This window comes from Acinetobacter sp. 1294243 (assembly GCF_000588015.1).
Taxonomy (GTDB): domain Bacteria; phylum Pseudomonadota; class Gammaproteobacteria; order Pseudomonadales; family Moraxellaceae; genus Acinetobacter; species Acinetobacter pittii.
The window spans coordinates 162,029-184,380 of sequence record NZ_JFXG01000008.1 but is presented as its reverse complement, the minus strand read 5'-3'; the positions used below and the strand labels follow the sequence as shown (position 1 = coordinate 184,380).

Genomic DNA, 22,352 nt, shown 5'->3' with positions numbered 1-22,352 from the left:
GAATAAAGATAGAAAAATATACGCTGAAACGTTGTATAAATCTTATCCATAAACATTTTGCAACTTATTGAAAAAGAAAATTGTTTGATAAATCCGTACGATGGAAATCATAACTTCAAGTTGTTGGGGTTTTCAGCGTATAATACGCGCGATTATTTATCGCTTATGCGATGTATTGGTTTTTCAATTGAGGAGTCCTGCGTGGCCCAATATATTTATACGATGAACCGAGTGTCTAAGATGGTTCCGCCAAAGCGCGAAATCTTAAAAGACATCTCTTTATCATTTTTCCCGGGTGCCAAAATTGGTGTACTCGGTTTGAACGGTGCAGGTAAATCTACCTTGCTTCGTATTATGGCTGGCGTAGATAAAGATTTCTCTGGTGAAGCTCGTGCACAACCTGGAATTAAAATCGGCTATTTAGAGCAAGAGCCACCTCTTGATCCGACTAAAGACGTTCGTGGTAACGTTGAAGATGGCGTGCGTGAAGCTTTAGATGCATTAGAGCGCCTTGATCAGGTTTTTGCAGAATATGCAGATCCGGATGCAGATTTTGATGCACTTGCAAAAGAGCAGGAAAAATTAGAATCAATTATCCATGCTTGGGATGCACATAACTTAAATAACCAGCTTGAAATCGCGGCAGATGCCTTGAACCTTCCAGCTTGGGATGCAGACGTAACTAAGCTTTCAGGTGGTGAACGCCGTCGTGTAGCACTTTGCCGTTTATTGCTTTCGAAGCCAGACATGTTGCTTCTTGACGAACCGACGAACCATTTAGATGCAGAATCTGTTTCTTGGTTAGAGCGCTTCTTGAAAGATTTCCCTGGCACAATCGTTGCGATTACGCACGACCGTTATTTCTTAGATAACGTTGCCGAGTGGATCTTGGAGCTTGACCGTGGACACGGTATTCCTTACCAAGGTAACTATTCTTCTTGGTTAGAGCAAAAAAATGCTCGTTTAGAACAAGAGCAGAAACAAGAAGAATCTTTTGCTAAAGCATTGAAAAAAGAACTTGAATGGGTTCGTTCAAATGCGAAAGGTCAGCAAAAGAAAAACAAAGCGCGTATGGAGCGTTTTGAAGAGCTTAACTCTAAAGAATTCCAGCAACGTAATGAAACGTCTGAAATCTACATTCCACCTGGCCCTCGTTTGGGTAATAAAGTTGTGGAAGTGGAAGGTATCAGCAAATCATTTGACGGCCGTGTATTGTACGAAAACTTATCGTTTACTGTACCTCCAACAGCAATTGTAGGTATCGTTGGTCCAAACGGTGCGGGTAAAACAACATTATTCCGTATGATGACTGGCGAACAGCAACCTGATACAGGTACTGTGACTTTAGGTGAGTCAGTTAAAGTGGCTTACGTAGGGCAGATTCGCGACACTCTAGACAATAACAAAACTGTTTGGGAAGAAGTGTCTGGTGGTTTAGATATCTTGAAAGTGGGCGATTATGAAATTGCTTCACGTGCTTATATCGGCCGCTTTAACTTCAAAGGTCAAGACCAGCAAAAACGCGTAGGCGAATTGTCTGGTGGTGAGCGTAACCGTTTACAACTTGCGAAAATTTTACAGCAAGGTGCAAACGTTATCTTACTGGATGAGCCATCAAACGACTTGGATATTGAAACTTTACGTGCGCTTGAGGATGCAATTCTTGTATTCCCAGGTACGGTAATGGTGGTATCGCATGACCGTTGGTTCCTTGACCGTATCGCGACACACATCTTGTCATTCGAAAATGAACAGCCAGAATTCTACACAGGTAACTATGCAGAATATGAAGCATACCGTCAGTCACGTTTAGGTGAAGACGCTGTTCAAAAACGTACTAAATACAAAAAAATTAGCGGATAATCTCTGTTAATTTAAAAAACCAGCCTAAGGGCTGGTTTTTTATTTTAAGAAAATGCGAGCTTGCTAAACGCTTCTTGTAAGCAGCGTTCAGCATCGGGATGTCCCTGACTTGCTGCTTTTTGTAGCCATTTTTCAGCTTCACGATAATTTTTATCTAATCCAAATTGACCATTTAGATAACCGATACCAAGCTTAAAAGAAGCGTCAGAGCTACCACGTAAAGCTGCTCGTAGGTAGCACCACATAGCATTTCGATCGTTAGGAGTTACATCTAACCAGTTTTGCATACGTTCATGGTCTTGCTCGGCTAGTTCCTCAAAGCGTAAACCCTGTTCAATTTCATCAACTGCTTGTGAATGCATATCAGAAGGTAAGTTTTCAAAAGCAAACAAGTGATTAAGCCTATACTTGATTGATTTCATATTCATGATAGTCTCCCTTGTTCCTCAATTTAATTGAATTGACTCACACTTTTAAGCTAGTCCCTTATATTGAAATATTATGTTTTTTTTTGTAAATGTGATATAGCGCATTTGGATGAAAAATAATGAAGTTTTGGCTTACATAAAAGTTACACGTGTTTTTACGCTAAGTGAAACTACTATGAGAATAGTGGCATTCTTAAGGGAAATTAGAGCTTTTAAAATTAAAAAATAGCTATTATTTAACGTAAAAGACTTTTGAGAAAATTTATAAATATCAAACAAAAGAAATTTCTTTAAACAAAACTAGCTTAAGAGCTAGTTAATTAGTTTTGCCCAGGAACTTCTATTTTGTAAAGTTACCTCGTAAGTCTGCCCAGATCAGAGAAGGGGCCACCGTGACCACATCAAATGCCATCGCTAACGGATAAAGTGCCATACGGGTCGCCTTTTTCAAAGGATGTTTTTTGGTAATTTTATTTTCCTGTTGCAGGATAATTGGATAAGGTTGCGCTAAGGTTTTTTCGACTTTTTTAGCTCCCTGTGATTGATAAAGCTGGCCTTTAAAGAAAATATTGATATAGGGATAAGGTGCTGTTTGCTGATTTTGAATAATATCGAAATTTTGTCTAAAGCCGAGGGATTTTAATAAGTCTTTTTGCGAGTCATTTAAATCAACCATACGCGTGTTATAGCGTATTTGTAAAACACCATGAAAATGATTTGGGTCATCCATGGTCAGTACCAGTGGGGACGGATTGGTCAGACTTCGCTGATCTGCTGGGATTGCATGAAGAAGTTTTGATAGCTCAGCGCTTCCCTCGGTCATTAAGTAACTAAAATCTTGGCCTACAAAAATGATCCCTTGTTCTTGCTGGTTTTGAACAGCTTGTCCTAAAGCAATGATTTGATCTTTTGCTAAAAAGATTTTCTCGGTTCTTGTGGTTTCGTCAGGTAAGGCTTCTGAAAGTAATGTCGTGGCACAAGCACTCAAATTTAAACAGACGACAACAAGTAGAGTAGAAAATAGTTTATACATTGCAGGAACTCAAAACAGGAAATTAATTTTTCTAAAGAAAAAACTTTTTTAAAACAGCGATAAATTAACCAAAAATCATTTTGTAATTTTATTACATTGGTATCGCTTGCTATAGTGACTTTGTGCAATTTACTGTCATGGTGTACCGTTGCCACGTTCTACAGTTTTTATGTCCGTCTTGTTTAGTTTGCTTATATTCCAAAGCTTATGGAATGTGGCAGCGGCATTTTGCGTGCATAAAAATCAGGAAATGGCATTACAACATTTCGGTCATCATGCAGATTTAAATGTATATCAATCTTCAGACCATATGCAGACTGAACATGTGGGTATTGTAGAAAATTCTGATAATGCTCTATTAAGCTGGCAAGATCATCACGATCATTTACCTTCATGTTTTCATGTAGTGATGACTGAAAATGCACAACAAGCTCAAGAACCTTTTGTGCGTGTACATGAGCTTTCACAAATCTATTACTGGTCTAATTCTTATCAGTCTCCGTATCTTGGCTCTTTAAATCCCCCTCCTGTCTTAACCCTGCTATAGGTGGGGTAGCCGAAAAATAACCCACCAGAAATTTATTTATTTCAAAGGGTTATTTTATGCTTAATTATATGTGCAAACAAAGCGCAGCAATCTTCTATGTAGATTACTCGCTTAAACATTCACGTCTTTATGTTAATGACAAGGCGGGATATAAGGTTCTGTCAAATCTTTCGGGAAAACAAAAATATCATTTTAATGAGTCGGTTATCTCATCTCTGATGATTCACAGTGATGGAGGTTTATGGAAATGAATATTTTATTTTCCCCCCGTGTTAGAACTGTGAGCTCCCGAGTGATTGGGCTGATTTTAGCTATTATTCTTGCTTTAAGTTTTAGTAAATGGCATTTCCAAGCGGCATTTATAGAACATATTTTATGGTTCTTTGGATGGTTTTTTGTGGGCATCGGAGTAATGGGAAGAATATGGTGCAGTCTTTACATTTCCGGATTTAAGAATGCCAAGTTGGTGACAGACGGTCCCTATTCTTTATGTAGAAATCCACTCTATCTGTTTAGTTATCTGGGTGGAGTCGGGATCATGTTGATTACAGAGACGTTTATCTTTCCAATAGTATTCACGCTTTATTTTCTCTGTTACTACCATTTTGTTATACGCCAAGAAGAAGCATTCCTGAGTGAAAAATATGGAACTGCATATTCAGATTATATAAAGACAATTCCACGCTTTTTACCAAGTTTCAAAAATTTTAAAGAGCCTGAGTTCTATCAGGTTTCACCGAAGCATTTCCGTATTTTTTTGACGCAGGTGGTGTGGTTTATCTGGGTTGCGGCCTTAGTCCAACTTTTTGATGAGTTGCGACTGCACGGTGTTCTCCCTTCATTATTTAGTTGGTTCTAAAAATGAAATGAAAGTATATCCGCATGCTTCTTAGAGACTCAGAAGATTTGTCCTGAATTGATTAACTAAGGTATGCGAAAAATTAATTTTATTTCTGGGCTAAGTCCTTAAATAAATTAGGAATATTTAGATCTGGTGATTATTATGTCTATTAAACTAAATACAAAATCGGTTTTGATGGTTTTACTTCTTTCAACAAGTTTGGCTCATGCTGATGGAGGGTTAATATTCCTCGAAAAGAATATTAAGTCTAAGCAAGAAACAAAAGCTAAAGCTGAAGAAAGTAAGAACCCTCATTTAACTTGTAAGCGTAAATAATTTCTTTTGTAGGAAACTAATTACTTAATAATTAGTTTCCTATGAGTAAAGATAGAGATTCTTAATGATTTATTCTTATCTTTACTCAGGCGAGATTAGAATCGCTTCTATACTGCTACTTATAGATGTAATTTTATTACATGCCCACTGCCTGCTATAGTGGCTTTGTTCAACTTCTTAGTTTAATGGTGTGCTGTTGCCACGTTCTGCACTTTTCATGTCCGTCTTATTCTGTTTGCTTATATTCCAAAGTTTATGGAATGTGGCAGCGGCATTTTGCGCCCATGAAAATCAGGAAAAGGCATTACATCATTTTGGTCATCATGCAGCGTTGAGTTATGAAGCTTCACAGCATAGCCATACGGAAAAGACAGATATCGTAGGGACTCATAAAGCTCCCTTAAACTTGTCCGATCATCATGACCATTTGCCTTCATGTTTTCATGTTGTGATTGTAGAAGCACAAGAAAAACTTGTTTCACCGTTAATACAGTCATCTGAGCCAAAACAACAATATTATTGGTCCAATTCTTATAAGTCCCCTCATATCTCTAAACAAGACCCGCCTCCTGTTTTAACCCTGCTATAGGTGGGGTAGCCGAAAATTAGCCCACCAGAAATATTATTTATTTCATAGGGTTATTTTATGTCTATTTTTTTATACGAAAAAAGTTTCGTTAGTCTGAGTACATCTTGGGTATTTAAATCATTAGTTGTTGCTGTTGCACTTTCAACTGGTGTCGTAACAAACGCAGCCAGTTCAAATCAGAACCTTGCTGAGAATACACAACCACAGCGTGTACAGAATGTTTTAACGTTTGAACAGGTGCTCGATCAGGTTAAGCAGTTTCAGACTCAAACAGGAATTTGGCAAACTCAACAAGATATCGCCGCGAGCAATATCAAACAGAGCCAGCTATGGGAAAATCCGACGGTTTCTGTACAGCAAACGGGTTTTAAATCTGGAAAAGATCAGGAATTAGAACTTGGGATCTCGCAAAAACTAGATATTTTTGGTGTACGTTCTGCAGCAAAAAAACTGGCAAGTGTTCAGCAAAATCAAGTTGAGTTAAATCAGGTTTTATATCAGGCTCAACTGAAGCTGGCGGTAAAATATTTATGGTCACAAGTATCTATTTTAGAGCTTGAACATGAAGTTGCTAAAGCCCAGTTAAGAACGAGTAAAAATCTTCTTGATGCTACCCGCTTACGCTTTCAGGCAGGCAGTATTGCTCAGGTTGATTTAGATCGAACTCTCATGACGCATGTTGAAAATCAGCGTTTATATCAGGAAGTTGAATTATCACTGAGTAGTGCTAAAAGAAAATTGGCTAACTTATGGGGTGAGACAGAAGATAACTTCACGTTACGTCTAGATATAAAAAGTGCGTGGCCTTTAAAAAATGAAGGTGATATCGATCAATACTTAAAACAGAATTTGTTAGAACAGTCCCTGCGGCTTCAAGCAATGCAACAAAATTCTGAAATTAATTATTTAAAGGCAAAAAATCGGCCTACGCCTACTGTAAATATGGGCGTGGTTCGTAGTAAAACCGCAGAAACGAGCAGTACCGAAAATCAGATCCGAGTAGGTATAGCGGTTCCTTTAAACATTTTTAATCGCCAGCAATATGCCCTAAGAGTTGCACAAAGCAAACTCGATTTAATTGACCAGCAGCAAAGCTTTTATAAAAAGCAAAGCGAGAATTCTATTCGTACTCTACAGTACGAGTTAGCGGGTTTAAAGCAGCAATATAATTTAATGAATGAGCAGCAAATCCCTTTATCAGAGACGGTACAAGAGAAAATGCTGCTTGGCTTTAAAGTCGGTAAATTTGCAATTACCGATGTTCAGCAATCTACCCTTCAATTACAAGAACAACGTTTGAAGAAAGTTCAACTCCTTAAATCTGCTTGGCAAAAAGCAATTGAGGCAGAAAGTTTAGCTCTCGGGATCGATCCAAATATGGTGATGTCTGGAGATGCATTAAATCAAATTAATCAAAATTTATGGCAAGACACCTATAACTTGCCGATAGTTGGAGGGGCAGAGTAATGTCAGTTAAAAAAATGAAAAACCAATGGCTTATTGCTATTTTGCTGCTGATTGTCTGCCTTACTTTAAGTACTTGGTTATTTTTCTCTGGAAAAAAACAGCCTAATACTGATGAAGGTGAAAAAGCGCATGCAGAGGGTGAAGCTGGTCATGAAGAATCTGAAAAAGAGGAAGGAAGTTTAAACCTGACTTCTAAGCAACTGGTTGAATATGGAGTGAAGTTAGAGCAAGTAGGACGTGGAGAAGTTGAACAGAGCCTCTCTTATCCGGCCAAACTCGTTGTAAATACAGACCAGCAAGCACATGTCTCTTCAACGTTTTCAGCACGTGTAGATAGCGTAAATGTTGCGTTGGGACAACAAGTTGAAAAGGGTCAGGCGCTTGCGACTTTATTTGTACCTGATTTGGTCGATCAACAAGCTAACTTAAGCATGGCGCAAGAAGCACTGACATTAGCCCAGCAAGATTATCAACGTGAAAAACAATTGTGGGAACAAGGGGTTTCAGCACGTCAAGATTACCAGCGCGCTTACAATGCATATCGTCAAGCGCAAATTCAGGTACAAGCTGCAAATAGCCGTTTATCTGCATTGGGAGCGAATCGCTCAAGTAAAGGCCGATATGTTTTAACAGCACCTTTAAGTGGTGTAATCAGTAATAAAGATATTGTCATTGGTGAGCAAATTGGTCCTGAAAAACAATTATTTGTTATTGATCGCCTGGATCAGTTATGGGTCGAGTTTGTGCTACCAAGTGCAAATACCAATATTCAGCCTAATCAGGAAATTGAATTTAAATCGTTGCAAACGAACAATATTTTTAAAGCGCAGGTGCAAAGCCTAACTTCAGAAGCAGATACTCAAACTGGTCGTTTACAGGTTCGTGCCAAGGTACTAACACCTTCAAAAGAATTACGCCCTAACTTAATGGTCAATGTGTTACTGAAACAAAATAATGCAGCGACTGTATTACGGGTTAACAAGACAGCGATACAACAGATTGATGGAAAGAATGTCGTCTTTATTGCAAAACAGGAGAAGGACAAAATTCATTTTGCCCCTGTTGCCGTTGAGTTAGGCAATTATTCTTCAGATGCACAATGGGTAGAAGTTAAATCAGGAATTACTGAAAAACAGCAATATGTGACTCAAGGTAGTTTCTTGCTTAAGTCCGAACTTGAAAAAGGGGAGGCTGAGCATGGACATTAATAAACCTGATTTGCCAGAGGCTGAAGGTTTGTTTGATCGGATCATTCAGTTTTCAATTAACAACGCCATTTGGGTCATGATGTTTGTTATTGCTTGGATTGGTGTCGGAATTTATAGCTACCAAAAACTTTCAATTGATGCCGTGCCTGATATCACCAATGTACAGGTGCAGATCAATAGTCAGGCCAATGGTTTTACAGCACCTGAAGTTGAGCAAAGAATTACTTATCCGATTGAAAATGCCATGTCTGGTATTCCCAATCTGGAACAGACTCGTTCAATTTCCAGATATGGTCTTTCTCAGGTCACGATTATCTTTAAAGATGGTACTGACATTTACTGGGCAAGACAGCTGATTAACCAACGTTTACAAGAAGCTAAGAGTGCTTTACCAGATAGCATTGATCCGCAAATGTCTCCAATTTCGACTGGACTCGGTGAGATTTATCAATGGGTGGTAAAAGCAGAGCCAAATGCTAAAAAAGCAGATGGTTCAGCTTATAGCGCGATGGACCTGCGTGAAATTCAAGACTGGATTATTCGGCCCCAGTTACAACGTGTACAAGGGGTAGCCGAGGTTAATAGCATTGGTGGATATAACAAAACCTATGTGGTCTCTCCAGATCTGACACGGTTACAACAGTTGCAAATTCCACTCACCGACTTACAGGATGCGCTTCAAAATAATAATGAAAACCGCGGTGCTGGATTTATTGAAGAGAATGGTCAGCAACTCACAGTTCGTGTTCCGGGTATGCTGACATCGATACAAGATATCCAGAATGTTACGGTCGCCACTAAAAACGGTTTACCTATACGGGTTGCGGATGTAGCGTCAGTATCGATTGGTCATGATTTGCGTACAGGTGGTGCTACCTATAATGGACAGGAAACTGTTTTAGGTATCGCCATGATGATGATGGGTGAAAACAGTAAAACTATTGCTAAGGCGATTGACGACAAAGTTCAGGAAATTCAAAGATCACTTCCTCAGGGCGTGGTGATTGAAACAGTCTATGATCGTAGTAGCCTCGTAGATAAAGCGATTAAAACAGTAGCTAAAAATTTGATTGAAGGGGCGATTTTAGTCATCGTTATCCTTTTTATTTTTTTAGGAAACTTTCGCGCCGCTTTAATCACTGCTTGTATTATCCCATTGGCAATGCTTTTTACCTTAACAGGTATGGCGGAACAAAAAATCAGTGCCAACCTGATGAGTTTGGGTGCTTTGGACTTCGGGATCATTGTTGATGGGGCAGTTGTTATTGTTGAAAACTGTATTCGGCGTTTAGCTGAAGCGCAGCATTTAAAAGGTCGCTTATTAACACGTTCCGAACGTTTCACTGAGGTCTTTCTAGCGGCTAAACAGGCACGCCGACCATTAATATTTGGTCAGATCATCATTATGGTCGTGTACCTACCAATTTTTGCTTTAGCAGGCGTTGAAGCAAAGATGTTTCATCCTATGGCAATGACCGTTGTCCTAGCATTATTAGGAGCAATTATTTTATCTGTGACCTTTGTGCCAGCAGCAGTAGCTCTGTTTGTTACGGATGAAGTGAAGGAAAAAGAAAGCCGCTGGATGATGATGCTGAAAAAAGGTTATGCAGGCTTACTCGATAAAGCTTATGCTTTCCGATATGTTGTTGTAACAGCAGCAGTCAGCATCTTGATTCTTACTGGTGCAATTGCAACAAGAGTAGGTAGTGAGTTTGCGCCTCAACTCAGTGAGGGGGATTTTGCCTTGCAACTCATGCGTGCGCCAAGTACTGGTATAGAGGAATCACTTAGGATTCAAGAGACCGTAGAAAAGCAGTTACTCAAAGCTTTTCCTGAAATTAAGGCTATTTTTGCAAGAACAGGAACAGCCGAGGTTGCTACCGATGTCATGCCTCCTAATATTTCCGATGGTGTTGTTTTACTAAAGCCACATGATCAATGGCCTAATCAGAAGGAAACGGTAGATGAATTGCGTACCAGAATGCTGCAATTCGTGAATCAGATTCCTGGTAATAACAGTGAATTCTCGCAACCCATCGAACTACGTTTTAATGAACTCATTTCAGGTGTCCGTAGTGATATCGGGGTGAAAGTTTTTGGGGATGATATGCAAGTCCTCAATCAGGAAGCAGAAAAAATAGCCCAACAGCTACGTAGCATTCCAGGTGCTAGTGAAGTCAAAGTCGAACAGACCGATGGTTTGCCATTACTTAATGTAGATGTTAATCATGCACTAGCTGCTCAATATGGATTATCAGTCAAGTCTATTCAGGATATTGTCGCTGCAAGTATTGGAGGACAGAGTGTAGGGCAAATTTTACAGGGCGATAGACGTTTCGATTTCGTGATTCGCTTACAGGAAAACATGCGTACGCCTCAGCAGCTAGCACAATTACCGATTCGCTTACCAAACGGCGGTCTGATCCAGTTACAAGACGTTGCCAAGGTTGAGAATATTCTGGGCCTTGCTCAAGTGAGCCGTGAAAATGGCAAACGCCGAGTGATTGTGACGGCAAATGTGCGTGATCGTGACCTTGGGTCTTTTGTACAAGAGATGCAAAGCAAACTGGCGCAGCAAAAGCTACCTAGCGGTTATTGGTTGGGTTATGGAGGACAGTTTGAGAATCTTGCTTCTGCCACTGCAAGAATGCAAATCGTTGTACCGATGGCGCTCATCATGATCTTTGTATTGCTGATGGCGGTATTTAGTAATTTTAAAGACAGCTTACTTGTATTTAGCGGAGTTCCTTTCGCTTTATCTGGTGGATTAGTCGCTTTGTGGCTGAGAGATATTCCGCTTTCTATGTCTGCTGGAGTCGGGTTTATCGCTTTATCAGGTGTTGCGGTATTGAATGGTTTGGTCATGCTCACATTCATTAAAGAGCTAAGAGCAACCCTAGATGTTCATGCAGCTACTTGGAAAGGTGCTGTACTGCGACTACGCCCTGTATTAATGACGGCATTTGTTGCTTCACTTGGTTTTATTCCAATGGCTTTGGCAACTGGAACTGGTGCAGAGGTACAACGACCTTTGGCAACGGTAGTAATCGGTGGCATTATTTCATCTACGATACTAACGCTGGTTTTATTGCCAGTCATTTATCGATGGATGAATGAAAGCAAGACGAATAAAGTTGAGCATTCATAATGTCATCGATTTGAGATATCTTTTTTGATGAAAAAGTTTGAGTCAGAAAAGTATTTGAAACAGGTAAAGGTAAGCATGAATTCATGGTTACTTTTACCTCACCATAAAGATAAATAATAAGGAGTCCGCAAAATGGGTGGACAACATGGTCATGACCATAGTCATGCTGTAGTGACTGAAGGTAATGCCAAGAAATTAACGATTGCCTTGGCGCTTACTACGACATTTTTAATTGTTGAGGTTATTGCAGGTTTAATCACACAAAGTCTGGCGTTGCTCTCTGACGCTGCGCATATGTTTACAGATGCAGCTGCTTTGGCAATTGCTCTGGTCGCAATTCAGATTTCAAAACGTCCCGCTGATAATAAGCGTACTTTTGGTTATCAACGCTTTGAAATTCTGGCCGCTTTATTTAATGCACTCATGCTGTTCGTGGTGGCAATTTATATTTTATATGAAGCCTATATCCGATTCTCTAAGCCACCCGAAATTCAAAGTGTGGGTATGCTGGTTGTAGCGACTATTGGTTTAGTAATTAACCTCATTTCAATGAAACTTTTAATGTCGAGTGCCAATAACAGCCTAAATGTGAAAGGTGCTTATCTAGAAGTATTGAGTGATGCACTAGGCTCGGTAGGCGTTATTATTGGTGCAATTATTATTTACTTCACTAATTGGTACTGGATTGACACGCTTATTGCAGTACTGATTGGATTTTGGGTGTTGCCAAGAACATGGGTTTTACTTAAGCAAAGTATTAACATTTTGCTCGAAGGTGTACCCGAAGAGGTCGATATTGAGAAGCTACGTGCAGATTTACTTTCTTTAAATGGTGTTGAGAGTATTCACCAACTCAAAGTGTGGGCGATTACTTCTAAAAATATCCATTTAACCGTGCACTTATTTGCGCCTGAAGCTGATCGTACCAAGTTGTATCAAGATGCTGTTGAAATGCTTTCTCATGAACATGGTATTGGTGAAGTGACATTGCAAATTGAGGACGATGCCGAGATTAATTGTCAGCACATTGCTCAGCATGCTTCGCATAAATATGATGAAGCAGATAATGCACATTCACATCAGCATTAAGCTGATGTGAACAGTTTTTTTAAATTTCCCATTCGTTATTGCAGTCACGGCATTTCCAGTGTTTTTGTGACTGCATAAATGCTTGCATAGACAATTTAAAATCAGGCAAATCACGCCAGAACATAAAACCAGCCCCTACAGTAACCACAAATGCAACTACTGTTGCGATTTGAAGAGAACTACCTGCACCATTGCCAAAAATCCACATAAAGATGCTAATGACTACTAACAGTAAAAGCACAAAAATTGCAGGAATCAAGATAACCAGACTTTTAGGAACGACAGGTTTTGCGCTGTTCACGCCTTGGCTCACAGGCATAATTTTAACACTTTGACATTTAGGGCAACGATATTGCATGAGAACTCCACATTTAGTTTGAATCTATTCTAACGGAAATGTGCAGAAAGAAAAAAATTTGTAAGATATCGATGAAATGCGTTGAGTTAGCAGAAAAATTACTTATGAATAAACAAAGAAATATAAAAAACAGATGATTTATCCGTACACATAAAAATTAAAATAATATTGTAGAGCATGCTAATCTACAGAAAAATGAAGTGTGATTAGCACAATAAATGAGCTTAAATACTCGAATAGGATGTGGGATAAATATAAAAAGGAGAGAGGGACTTGGGTCAACAAGATGACAATAAGTCGCAGCCTACAACGACAGCATCGGTTTTAGCTACCCCAGATACCGCTAAACCGTCATTATCTCGTCGATTACTGCATAAGACATTGCAACATGCCCAAGATGCAGTTGGGTTTGCTAGCGACACGACACGTAATATTGAAGAGGTTGCTGATGCTGCTTTGGACGCACTCGATCAAGTAACTACTCATACACGACGTGGAGTTGTCGGAATGACAAATCTGGCAGCAGGTACTGTAAGAGATATGGTGTCTGAAACCAGTGAAACAGCACGCCAAGTCGCGTTGATTATGGCGCGAACTTTTTTGGGCAAAAGTACCTTAACGTTGTACTTACCCGAAATGTTATTAAATAATCAAATTCGTAAGCGCATTGATCGCTCCGAAATTGATGATATTAAAATCAAGTGCGGCAATGACAGTTTCCAAGTCGAGATCGATGGGCATTATCATCGCTTCATGTATCGTTTGAGTTTAGATTTTAAAGTATTGGAATGTCGTATTGGGCAGGAAAAATTCTTACGCCTACGTCAAATGGATGAAAGTCTTGATGTTCAGATTCGACATGGCGGTACCTTGTCAAATTGGGCTGTGCGCCGTATTGGTCGAGTTGGTTTCGAAGTGGTAAATATGTTGCCTATTCCATCACTCATTAATCATTTGATTGGTGATATTCCCGGAATCCAACGCGATGGGCATCGCATGTGGTTTATTGACCTAGAGCAAGCAGGATTTATTGACTTTATTAACAACCGTTCATGGATGGTTGAAAAGCTTTTAAGTTTGACTGATTTTAGTATTTTACCAGGCTTGAATATTTTGAGAGAAAGTCGCGAGCTTGTGCAGCAGCTCGTAGATCAGTTTGAAATTAGAGGACTACGAGTGCAGTCAGGTCGCCTTGAAGTACAAGTAGGAATTGCGGGTTGATAGAGCATATGAAAAGCTAATCATTGATTTGCTTTTTATTTTTTTAGGCAAGAAAAAAGCCACTGACGTTATGCAGTGGCTTTTTAGAATTTGGCGTCCCTACGGGGATTCGAACCCCGGTTACCGCCGTGAAAGGGCGATGTCCTAGGCCTCTAGACGATAGGGACTTATATGAGGCATACATCTGAAAAAATATTGGCGTCCCTACGGGGATTCGAACCCCGGTTACCGCCGTGAAAGGGCGATGTCCTAGGCCTCTAGACGATAGGGACTTATATGAGGCATACATCTGAAAAAATATTGGCGTCCCTACGGGGATTCGAACCCCGGTTACCGCCGTGAAAGGGCGATGTCCTAGGCCTCTAGACGATAGGGACTTATATGAGGCATACATCTGAAAAAATATTGGCGTCCCTACGGGGATTCGAACCCCGGTTACCGCCGTGAAAGGGCGATGTCCTAGGCCTCTAGACGATAGGGACGTTTCAGAGGTGGGCGTATATTAGGTCGATTTAATAAAAGTGTCAAATAGTTTTCTGAAGAAATATTAAAAAAAACAGTCAAGCGATTAAAAATAACTCAAATTGTAGAAAATATATACATTTAGCCTTCATTTTTCTGAAAAGGCTCAATAATTGCCTTTATGACCGACGGATGTTGTAGATACCCTAAAATCTCATGAGGTTGGTTGGCGAAAGTATAAATTTTCTGATTAATAATGGCAGGTTCAAAATTAAATGGGGCTTCGCACAATGGAAATGCGGTCAAAAAATCATCTTGAGAGTAAAAATTAAACCAATCACCGTAAATACATGGCGGTCTAGAAATTGGACTCGGGAGCTTACTTTGAATCACGCGAAAAGATAAAGGGGAAGCTAGGGTGATAAAACGCTTAACTGAGAATTGATAAGATGGATCTGATAATAATTGGAAAGCGATAACTGAACCAAGAGAGTGTCCGACCACAATATAATCTTCGTCTTCTCGCATTTTCTTTAAAATTCTTTGATGTACTTCCTCCATAAACTCTGGGTTAGATAGATACATATAGGTTTCGATGAGGAATTGTTGAATCAAACTTTCATGCAGTTTAGGAAAGTTATTTAATAAAACAACTAGTTCTTTCAGTACACGATCTTTAACTAATTGAGAAGTGAGATAAAGCCGTTCTGAGAAGCTTTTATCAGCTTGATCGGTTGAGGGACGTAACAATGGAACAAATGGAGTGTGCTCTCTAGTCGGAGGATTACTTGGGTGTAAGTTAATAGGGAAATAATTATTAAAAAATGACTTAGGTAACAAAGTGTTAAGATCTAATTGGTTACTTAACTGGTATTTGGTCATTAAGTCGCCATAAAATGGCATGTGGATATGAAGATCCCGGACATTAACTCTGCAAGGCATTTGTTTTAAGCCCAGCTTAAACACTTTTAACCAATGCTCTTTCAAGCGATGTGCTGTGTAGTTTTGTTGATTCATCCCATGGATAAATATAATTTTCATTCTATACAAGATTTTGTTTTTAATATAAATTTTAATCTACAACGGTATGTTATTTAAAACCAGTATATAGGCAAAAAAAAGTGTAGCTTTTTGCTACACTTTAATTGAATAACGACGCGTTTAGCCTTTATTGCGATAAAAAATAAAATAACTGACATAACATAAAGCTGTAAAAATAAGACAGCCTACAAAACCAGCGCGCATTTCAGGGTCTGCTGCCATACTCAAGCAAGTAATAAAACAGAAAACAAAACCTAAAATTGGCACAATAGGGAATAAAGGCGCAGCATATTGTAAGTCTTTAACTGTATGTCCTGATCTATACCATTGGCGGCGGAAATTGAACTGACTTAAACAAATGCTCATCCATACAATGACCATGGTAAAAGCCGCTACACCAAGCAGATTCTTAAAAATAGTCTCGGGTGCAAATTGCTCTGATAACAAACCTGGAATTGCACCGAACATAGTTACAACTAGAGCTACGATTGGTGTTCCACTTTTTGATAAAGTCGCAAACACACTAGGTAGTAATTTTTGTTCTGACAGAGACCACATCATACGTGAAGCTGCATATAGGCCAGAATTGGCTGCTGAAAGCAGAGCTGTGATGATTACAAACCTAATAATGTCATCCGCATATGGAATGCCAATATAATTAAATACCGTCACAAAAGGACTGCTACTTACACCGTCACCGCCTAAACCCGCAAGTTGGAAAGGAAGTAAAGCGCTAATAACAATGATGGTACCCACAAAGAAAATAAGGAGGCGCCAGATCGCGGCATTAATCGCTTTTGGTACATTCTGAGCCGGATCTTTTGTTTCGCCAGCTGCTACACCAATTAATTCGGTTCCTGAGAAAGCAAAGTTAACAATTAACATGGTCGTAAAAATAGGAATTAAACCATGAGGGAACCAGCCTTGAGCCGTAAGATTGCTAAAGAGTGGAGCAGTCTGGGCACCATGGAATGGAATTAAACCAAAAATTGCTAATAGGCCGAGCACAATAAAGGCAATCACGGTAACGACTTTAACAAGAGCCAGCCAAAACTCAGATTCAGCAAAAATACGAGTTGAACTAATATTTAAGCCAAAAATAGTAACTGCAAAAATAATTGTCCAAATCCACATAGAAATCTGTGGAAACCATTCTTGCATGAGTAGAGCTGCGGCAGTGAATTCAGTTCCAAGCGTTGCAGTCCAGGTGAGCCAGTACATCCAAGAAATCATATAGCCAGTACTTGGACTGATATATTTTTTGGCATAGGCACCAAAAGAACCTGAAACAGGCATGTGTACAGCGAGTTCTCCTAGGCAGAGCATGACCATGTAAGCGAGCGCGCCACCAAGAATATAGGCAATAATTGCGCCAATAGCTCCAGTTTGTGAAATGACTTCCCCTGAACCTAAAAATAGACCAGTTCCGATCGCTCCGCCCAGTGATAGCATCACAAGATGGCGCGTACTCATGGCTCTTTTTAAAGGTGCAGTACTGTTCTGATGCTGATGAGCATCTAGTTGATTGTCAGATGGCTGCATATTACACATTGAGAGAATTAAGAAAGACGCTATTTTAGATAAAATAGACAAATGTGCAATCTAGAAAGAGATAAAGAATAAACAGTAAGGTGACGATAGAGTCTTTTTATAATTTTTAAAGCAGAATATGGCGTCCCTACGGGGATTCGAACCCCGGTTACCGCCGTGAAAGGGCGATGTCCTAGGCCTCTAGACGATAGGGACTTGATGAGGCAAACACAAAGGAGCGTGGTGGAGTCAAGCGGGATCGAACCGCTGACCTCTACAATGCCATTGTAGCGCTCTACCAACTGAGCTATGACCCCAGTTTGTGTGAGCGCAATCTTAGGGTGAATGCGCTCATACGTCAACAAAAAAATGAATTAAACTTCGCTAGTTGCGTCATTTTTCGGCAATTTTAAGCTCTCATTGAGTTTTTCCCAATTTTTAACTTCTTTCTTGCTTGGTCCGCCCACAATTTCTAAGGCATGACGTAAGCGAGCGAAAGTTAAATCAGGTCCAAGCGTAACCATTGATTGCATCACTGGTGTTGAGCTCGTTGAACCGGCAATTGCGATAAAGAACGCTGGCATGAAATCACGTAGTTTAATGCCCATCTGATTCGCAAGATCCATTAGGGTTTGGCTAACGGTGTCATTATTCCAAGTAAACTGACCTTCAAGACGCCAAATTGCAAATTGTAAACTTTGACGAACTTGCTCTTGAGTCAATTTTTTACTTTCAAACATTTCAGCAGTAATTTGTGGCATATGGTTAAAATAGAAACCAGCCCAATTTACAGCTTCTGAAAGTAAGTTAATACGTGGTTGAATAGCGGCAGCAATGTCTTCTAAAGTGCTGCGATCACTCTTCCATGTTAATAAACGGTCTAATAATTGACCTGGAGTTAACCCTTTGATCCACTGACCGTTGAGCCAGTTGAGTTTCTCAACATCAAAAATTGGTCCGCCTAGTGATACACGTTGAATGTCAAAGTTATCCATCATGTCTTGTAATGTGAAAACTTCTCTTTCATCTGGCATTGACCAACCCATACGGCCTAAATAGTTGAGTAAGGCTTCTGGTAATACACCGATATCGCGGTAGTAGTTAATTGATGTTGGGTTTTTGCGTTTAGATAATTTTGATTTATCAGGGTTACGCAACAGTGGCATATGGCAAAGTGTTGGCATTTCCCAACCAAAATATTGGTAAAGCAACTGATGCTTAGGTGCAGAAGGAAGCCATTCTTCACCACGCAATACATGAGTGATTTCCATTAAATGGTCATCAACAACGTTAGCTAAATGGTAAGTTGGTAAACCATCTGTTTTAAGAAGGACTTGCATATCGACTTGAGCCCAAGGAATTTCAACTTCTCCACGTAGCAAGTCGTTAAATTTACAAACACCTTCTTCAGGCACTTTCATACGAATGACATGAGGTTCACCCGCTTCAAGACGTCGAGTCACTTCTTCTTGAGAAAGTTTTAAACCGCGGCCGTCATATTTTGGTGTCTCGCCACGTGCTTGTTGTTCAGCACGCATTTGGTCAAGTTCTTCTGCGGTTGCGAAACAGTAAAAAGCATGACCTTTTTCAACAAGTTCTAATGCGTATTGCTTATAAATTCCCATACGTTCAGATTGGCGATATGGTGCATGTGGGCCACCTACATCTGGACCTTCAGACCAATTCAAACCTAACCAACGTAATGAATCCAAAATCATTTTTTCAGACTCTGGTGTAGAACGAAGTTGGTCTGTATCTTCAATCCTTAAAATAAATTCTCCGCCATGTTGTTTCGCGAAACACATGTTAAATAAAGCAATGTAGGCTGTGCCCACATGAGGAAAACCAGTAGGGGAAGGTGCAATACGAGTACGAACTTTCATAGATAATGGGTCAGAATAAAAATTGAAACTATTATAACGAAAAAGCCCAGTATTCTGACGTTTTATTTAACGTCAGTCTGGGCTAAAACTGAAACGTAGAGGGGGTGTTTCAGATTTTAAGAAGCATGGGGCTGAAAGATTGCCTGAACAAAACGTGAAAAACGTTCGTGTTGTGCAGCAAGAAAATTTTGAGTTGGTGTAACGCGAATCGTATTTAGAACTTTAAGCTCATCATTTGTAGAAGGTAACACAATAGGGTTACGTTTCTGCTGATCTAAAGCTTTTTCAATAAGCGAAGTCTGTTTCTCTGAACCAGTTTTGCTTGGAGTATCTTTAAGTACTGCTGCTGCAGAAAACTGTGATGCCAAACTCAGCACCAAACTTAAGCTTAAAGCTTTTCCATAATGAATTTTCATTGTTAATCATCCCCTCTGTTCATTACATTTCATCTATTTTTTGAGTTTAACAAAATGTAAAATTACGGTAATGCTACGATTTAAACATAAATATTAATAAAAAAGTGGAACTGTGTCACACTTTTTACAAAATTTACCTATATTTTAAATTGGTCGACTCAAATGTAGACCATATGTATCCTTTACGCTTCATTATTTAACAAATTAATGTGTAGATAAAGTGAAGGCCCTAAATAAGTTGTAAGAATAATTACAAAATTTTTCAAAAATGAAATAACTTCGACATTCTAAGCTATATATCTAAAAAAGATTAATAAAAAAGATATAAATATAAGTAATTGATTGTAAAAAATAAAATTAAAAATATAGTTAAACTAAAACGAATGATGGATTTTGTAAATGAAAAAAATATCAATAATAGCGGTCGCTTTATATGTGGGAATAGCGACAACAGCGGTTCAAGCAGCGACCTCTTTTTTAAATGTTTCTTATGATCCGACTCGAGAGTTCTATCAAGAATATAACCAAGCATTTGGTAAATTTTGGAAACAGCGAACAGGGCAAGACGTTGAATTCAAACAGTCACATGGTGGATCTGGCAAACAAGCCCGCGCGGTAGCCACAGGACTTGAAGCTGATGTAGTAACGTTAGCATTAGCGAATGATATTGATGAGATTGTGAAAGCTGGGTTTATTCAGCCGAACTGGCAAAAAGAATTCCCAAATAATTCTGCCCCCTATACGTCAACTGTCGTGTTTCTAGTACGAAAAGGTAACCCGAAAAATATACGCGACTGGAATGATTTAACAAAACCAGGTGTGGAAATTATCACTCCTAACCCTAAAACGGGTGGTGCACCGCGTTGGATTTATCTCTCTGCATGGGGTTATGCTTTAAAACAGCCGGGTGGAAATGATGCTAAAGCTCGGGAGTTGGTGAAAAAGCTTTATCACAATGTGAAAGTTCTAGATTCTGGAGCTCGTGGTTCACTTACGACATTTGCTGAACGTGGCATTGGTGATGTTTTGTTGTCTTGGGAAAATGAAGCTTTGTTGGCGACGAAAGGACTTGATAAAGATAAATATCAAATTGTTTATCCATCAATTTCAATTTTGGCTGAACCATCTGTCGCGATTGTAGATAAAACCGTAGATAAAGATGGAAACCGAACCTTGGCAAAAGGTTATCTGAACTTTTTATATTCACCTTTAGGCCAAGAATTGGCTGCTAAACATTATTTCCGACCGCGTAATGCTCAAGTGGCTGCGAAATATGCAGCGCAATTCCCAAAAATTAAATTATTTACCATTAATGATGTGTTCGGTGGTTGGGCTAAGGCTCAGAAAACTCACTTTGCAAACGGTGCTATTTTTGATCAAATTTATGATGGCAAGCAGTAAATAAAATGATCTAAAAACAATTGTCCAAAAAGAAAACTTAGAAGTTAAATATTCATAAAGAAAGCAAGCAAACTTAAAAAAGTAAGCTTGCTTTCTTTTTTTGCTTAAAAAATGCTAACAAAACGGTTTTATCTATGAAAAATTAATATTTTCCTACAAAAAGCCGTTTGGCGTTGGTCATAAACAAGGTGATAATGTGCAGTTACATTTTTACGCAATGATTTAACACCTATGTCGCATATTTCTGTCTTACTTTTTGAGACCGTTGAGAGCTTATTGGCAGATCGCACAACAGGGGTGTATATCGATGCAACCTTCGGACGAGGTGGGCATACACGTTTATTGCTCTCGAAACTTGATGAAAATGCACGAGTATATGCATTTGATAAAGACCCTCAAGCTTTGGAAGTTGCAGCTGCTTTGGCACAAGAAGACCCGAGATTTACCATTATTCATGCCAGTTTTGCTGATATTAAAGAAAAAATGCAGGAAATTGGTGTGATGAGTGTTGATGGCATTATGGCTGACTTAGGGGTGTCATCTCCTCAACTCGACCAAGCTGAGCGTGGTTTCAGTTTTATGCAGGATGGTCCTCTAGACATGCGAATGGATAATTCTAAGGGATTAACCGCAGCTGAGTGGTTACTTGAAATTGAAGAAGAACAATTAGCAAATATTATTTATCAATATGGCGAAGAACGTTATAGTCGACGTATTGCAAAAGCGATTAAACAAGCTGGAAAACTAGATACAACAGCCCAATTGGCAGAACTTGTTAAAACAGCTCATCCAAAATGGGAAAAACATAAGCATCCAGCAACACGTACATTTCAGGCAATTCGTATTGCTATTAATAAAGAACTAGATGATATTGAAGTATTTTTACCACAAGCTGTAGACTTACTAAAACCAAAAGGGCGTTTGTCTGTGATTAGCTTTCATTCTCTTGAAGATCGTTTAATCAAACAATTTATTCAAAAAGAATCGACTTTGGCAGAAGATATTGGCTGGGGAATGCCTCAGCAACAGGTAGATACAAGAAGGTTAAAGAAAATTTCACGGGTTCGTGCGAGTGGAGAAGAAGTAAAAGCGAACCCACGTTCACGTAGTGCATGGCTTCGGGTTGCTGAACGCTTGGAACAAAAAGGCGCGTAATGAAAAGCAGTGATGAAATTGAAACCACCGAAAATAAAGTGGTGAAAAAAGTTGTGGCATACACCGTATTAGTGGCGCTTGTTTTTATCAGTGCCATGATGGTGGTATTTCAAGTATTTGAATATCGTCATGATTATAGAGAGCTTAGCTCTTATATGCGTGAACGTGATGATCTCAATGCTGAATGGGGGCGTTTGCTTATTGAGCAACAAACCTTCGGTGCAACAGCACAGATTGGTACGCGTGCTGTAACTCAACTACGCATGTTTTCGCCACCTGCTGCAGAAACGGTGGTAATTTCTTTACCGATGACCTCAGAGCAAAATAAGTAAGGCC

The 22,352-nt window shown here is 39.4% G+C and carries 21 protein-coding genes and 6 tRNA genes; 14 read left to right on the top strand and 13 right to left on the bottom strand.

Annotated features, from left to right (window positions below; all coding sequences use genetic code 11):
* The first annotated feature begins 201 nt into the window (after positions 1-201).
* Complete coding sequence (gene ettA, locus J655_RS15935; protein ID WP_005067029.1) at positions 202-1,863, top strand: energy-dependent translational throttle protein EttA; 1,662 nt, start codon at positions 202-204, stop codon at positions 1,861-1,863.
* A gap of 44 nt (positions 1,864-1,907) precedes the next feature.
* On the opposite strand, the gene J655_RS15930 is transcribed toward ettA, so the two are convergent.
* Complete coding sequence (locus tag J655_RS15930; RefSeq protein WP_002116715.1) at positions 1,908-2,291, bottom strand: tetratricopeptide repeat protein; 384 nt, start codon at positions 2,289-2,291, stop codon at positions 1,908-1,910.
* 340 nt (positions 2,292-2,631) lie between these two features.
* Positions 2,632-3,324: a hypothetical protein gene (locus tag J655_RS15925; RefSeq protein WP_002116898.1), complete on the bottom strand. Its 693-nt coding sequence runs from the start codon at positions 3,322-3,324 to the stop codon at positions 2,632-2,634.
* Positions 3,325-3,472: 148 nt separating this feature from the next.
* Between J655_RS15925 and J655_RS15920 the strand changes: the two genes are divergently transcribed.
* From J655_RS15920 to J655_RS15890, 9 genes are all read left to right on the top strand, one after another.
* Positions 3,473-3,871 (top strand): cation efflux protein, CzcI-like, encoded by a 399-nt coding sequence (locus J655_RS15920; protein WP_002116970.1) that lies wholly within the window; start codon positions 3,473-3,475, stop codon positions 3,869-3,871.
* A gap of 56 nt (positions 3,872-3,927) precedes the next feature.
* A complete protein-coding gene (locus J655_RS25560) occupies positions 3,928-4,122 on the top strand; it encodes a hypothetical protein (RefSeq protein WP_005067033.1) in 195 nt (64 codons plus the stop codon).
* The gene (locus J655_RS15915; protein ID WP_017400516.1) at positions 4,113-4,730 is read left to right on the top strand and encodes a methyltransferase family protein; all 618 of its coding nucleotides are present in this window, start codon (positions 4,113-4,115) and stop codon (positions 4,728-4,730) included. The genes J655_RS25560 and J655_RS15915 overlap by 10 nt, the downstream gene beginning before the upstream one ends.
* Positions 4,731-4,874: 144 nt before the next feature.
* Positions 4,875-5,048 carry a hypothetical protein gene (locus tag J655_RS24630; protein WP_017400515.1) on the top strand — a complete coding sequence of 58 codons (174 nt, stop codon included), beginning with the start codon at positions 4,875-4,877 and terminating at the stop codon, positions 5,046-5,048.
* Positions 5,049-5,244: 196 nt separating this feature from the next.
* Complete coding sequence (locus J655_RS15910; RefSeq protein WP_002116733.1) at positions 5,245-5,637, top strand: cation efflux protein, CzcI-like; 393 nt, start codon at positions 5,245-5,247, stop codon at positions 5,635-5,637.
* A gap of 57 nt (positions 5,638-5,694) precedes the next feature.
* On the top strand, positions 5,695-7,104 hold the full coding sequence (locus tag J655_RS15905; RefSeq protein WP_032006384.1) for a TolC family protein: 1,410 nt from the start codon (positions 5,695-5,697) through the stop codon (positions 7,102-7,104).
* A complete protein-coding gene (locus J655_RS15900; protein ID WP_032006383.1) occupies positions 7,104-8,312 on the top strand; it encodes an efflux RND transporter periplasmic adaptor subunit in 1,209 nt (402 codons plus the stop codon). The genes J655_RS15905 and J655_RS15900 overlap by 1 nt, the downstream gene beginning before the upstream one ends.
* Positions 8,302-11,460: an efflux RND transporter permease subunit gene (locus J655_RS15895; RefSeq protein WP_032052656.1), complete on the top strand. Its 3,159-nt coding sequence runs from the start codon at positions 8,302-8,304 to the stop codon at positions 11,458-11,460. The genes J655_RS15900 and J655_RS15895 overlap by 11 nt, the downstream gene beginning before the upstream one ends.
* A gap of 132 nt (positions 11,461-11,592) precedes the next feature.
* Positions 11,593-12,549: a cation diffusion facilitator family transporter gene (locus J655_RS15890; protein ID WP_032052655.1), complete on the top strand. Its 957-nt coding sequence runs from the start codon at positions 11,593-11,595 to the stop codon at positions 12,547-12,549.
* A 19-nt stretch (positions 12,550-12,568) separates the two neighbouring features.
* On the opposite strand, the gene J655_RS15885 is transcribed toward J655_RS15890, so the two are convergent.
* Complete coding sequence (locus J655_RS15885) at positions 12,569-12,907, bottom strand: hypothetical protein (protein ID WP_002117013.1); 339 nt, start codon at positions 12,905-12,907, stop codon at positions 12,569-12,571.
* A 273-nt stretch (positions 12,908-13,180) separates the two neighbouring features.
* On the opposite strand from J655_RS15885, the gene J655_RS15880 reads away from it, so the two are divergent.
* The gene (locus J655_RS15880) at positions 13,181-14,128 is read left to right on the top strand and encodes a hypothetical protein (RefSeq protein WP_032052654.1); all 948 of its coding nucleotides are present in this window, start codon (positions 13,181-13,183) and stop codon (positions 14,126-14,128) included.
* 91 nt (positions 14,129-14,219) lie between these two features.
* Here J655_RS15880 and J655_RS15875 read toward each other — a convergent pair.
* The 10 genes from J655_RS15875 to J655_RS15830 all read right to left on the bottom strand — a co-directional run bounded on the left by J655_RS15875 (position 14,220) and on the right by J655_RS15830 (position 19,460).
* A tRNA-Glu gene (locus J655_RS15875) sits at positions 14,220-14,295 on the bottom strand.
* A 29-nt stretch (positions 14,296-14,324) separates the two neighbouring features.
* Positions 14,325-14,400: transfer RNA gene (locus J655_RS15870), tRNA-Glu, on the bottom strand.
* Between the two features lie 29 nt (positions 14,401-14,429).
* Positions 14,430-14,505: transfer RNA gene (locus J655_RS15865), tRNA-Glu, on the bottom strand.
* A 29-nt stretch (positions 14,506-14,534) separates the two neighbouring features.
* Positions 14,535-14,610 (bottom strand) — tRNA-Glu (locus J655_RS15860).
* 121 nt (positions 14,611-14,731) lie between these two features.
* Entirely contained in the window at positions 14,732-15,631 is a 900-nt protein-coding gene (locus J655_RS15855; protein WP_078210317.1) for a hypothetical protein, read from the bottom strand.
* Between the two features lie 120 nt (positions 15,632-15,751).
* On the bottom strand, positions 15,752-17,173 hold the full coding sequence (locus J655_RS15850) for an amino acid permease (protein WP_032052653.1): 1,422 nt from the start codon (positions 17,171-17,173) through the stop codon (positions 15,752-15,754).
* Between the two features lie 128 nt (positions 17,174-17,301).
* Positions 17,302-17,377: transfer RNA gene (locus J655_RS15845), tRNA-Glu, on the bottom strand.
* A gap of 25 nt (positions 17,378-17,402) precedes the next feature.
* Positions 17,403-17,478: transfer RNA gene (locus tag J655_RS15840), tRNA-Ala, on the bottom strand.
* A gap of 57 nt (positions 17,479-17,535) precedes the next feature.
* Positions 17,536-19,044: a glutamate--tRNA ligase gene (gene gltX, locus J655_RS15835; protein ID WP_017400508.1), complete on the bottom strand. Its 1,509-nt coding sequence runs from the start codon at positions 19,042-19,044 to the stop codon at positions 17,536-17,538.
* Between the two features lie 116 nt (positions 19,045-19,160).
* Positions 19,161-19,460, bottom strand: a complete 300-nt coding sequence (locus J655_RS15830; RefSeq protein WP_002116889.1) for a hypothetical protein — start codon at positions 19,458-19,460, stop codon at positions 19,161-19,163.
* A 399-nt stretch (positions 19,461-19,859) separates the two neighbouring features.
* Between J655_RS15830 and J655_RS15825 the strand changes: the two genes are divergently transcribed.
* The 3 genes from J655_RS15825 (at position 19,860) to ftsL (ending at position 22,348) form a co-directional block, all read left to right on the top strand.
* A complete protein-coding gene (locus tag J655_RS15825) occupies positions 19,860-20,861 on the top strand; it encodes a sulfate ABC transporter substrate-binding protein (RefSeq protein WP_032006379.1) in 1,002 nt (333 codons plus the stop codon).
* Positions 20,862-21,092: 231 nt separating this feature from the next.
* Positions 21,093-22,016 (top strand): 16S rRNA (cytosine(1402)-N(4))-methyltransferase RsmH, encoded by a 924-nt coding sequence (gene rsmH, locus J655_RS15820; RefSeq protein ID WP_032006377.1) that lies wholly within the window; start codon positions 21,093-21,095, stop codon positions 22,014-22,016.
* On the top strand, positions 22,016-22,348 hold the full coding sequence (gene ftsL, locus J655_RS15815) for a cell division protein FtsL (RefSeq protein WP_002116847.1): 333 nt from the start codon (positions 22,016-22,018) through the stop codon (positions 22,346-22,348). The genes rsmH and ftsL overlap by 1 nt, the downstream gene beginning before the upstream one ends.
* Positions 22,349-22,352 lie beyond the last annotated feature (4 nt).

Bases quoted from the DNA above. Each gene is read 5' to 3' on its own strand.
- J655_RS15930 (WP_002116715.1), bottom strand. From the start codon at position 2,291: ATGAATATGAAATCAATCAAGTATAGGCTTAATCACTTGTTTGCTTTT.
- J655_RS15925 (WP_002116898.1), bottom strand. From the start codon at position 3,324: ATGTATAAACTATTTTCTACTCTACTTGTTGTCGTCTGTTTAAATTTG.
- J655_RS25560 (WP_005067033.1), top strand. From the start codon at position 3,928: ATGCTTAATTATATGTGCAAACAAAGCGCAGCAATCTTCTATGTAGAT.
- J655_RS15915 (WP_017400516.1), top strand. From the start codon at position 4,113: ATGGAAATGAATATTTTATTTTCCCCCCGTGTTAGAACTGTGAGCTCC.
- J655_RS24630 (WP_017400515.1), top strand. From the start codon at position 4,875: ATGTCTATTAAACTAAATACAAAATCGGTTTTGATGGTTTTACTTCTT.
- J655_RS15905 (WP_032006384.1), top strand. From the start codon at position 5,695: ATGTCTATTTTTTTATACGAAAAAAGTTTCGTTAGTCTGAGTACATCT.
- J655_RS15900 (WP_032006383.1), top strand. From the start codon at position 7,104: ATGTCAGTTAAAAAAATGAAAAACCAATGGCTTATTGCTATTTTGCTG.
- J655_RS15895 (WP_032052656.1), top strand. From the start codon at position 8,302: ATGGACATTAATAAACCTGATTTGCCAGAGGCTGAAGGTTTGTTTGAT.
- J655_RS15890 (WP_032052655.1), top strand. From the start codon at position 11,593: ATGGGTGGACAACATGGTCATGACCATAGTCATGCTGTAGTGACTGAA.
- J655_RS15885 (WP_002117013.1), bottom strand. From the start codon at position 12,907: ATGCAATATCGTTGCCCTAAATGTCAAAGTGTTAAAATTATGCCTGTG.
- J655_RS15855 (WP_078210317.1), bottom strand. From the start codon at position 15,631: ATGAAAATTATATTTATCCATGGGATGAATCAACAAAACTACACAGCA.
- J655_RS15850 (WP_032052653.1), bottom strand. From the start codon at position 17,173: ATGCAGCCATCTGACAATCAACTAGATGCTCATCAGCATCAGAACAGT.
- gltX (WP_017400508.1), bottom strand. From the start codon at position 19,044: ATGAAAGTTCGTACTCGTATTGCACCTTCCCCTACTGGTTTTCCTCAT.
- J655_RS15830 (WP_002116889.1), bottom strand. From the start codon at position 19,460: ATGAAAATTCATTATGGAAAAGCTTTAAGCTTAAGTTTGGTGCTGAGT.
- J655_RS15825 (WP_032006379.1), top strand. From the start codon at position 19,860: ATGAAAAAAATATCAATAATAGCGGTCGCTTTATATGTGGGAATAGCG.
- rsmH (WP_032006377.1), top strand. From the start codon at position 21,093: ATGTCGCATATTTCTGTCTTACTTTTTGAGACCGTTGAGAGCTTATTG.
- ftsL (WP_002116847.1), top strand. From the start codon at position 22,016: ATGAAAAGCAGTGATGAAATTGAAACCACCGAAAATAAAGTGGTGAAA.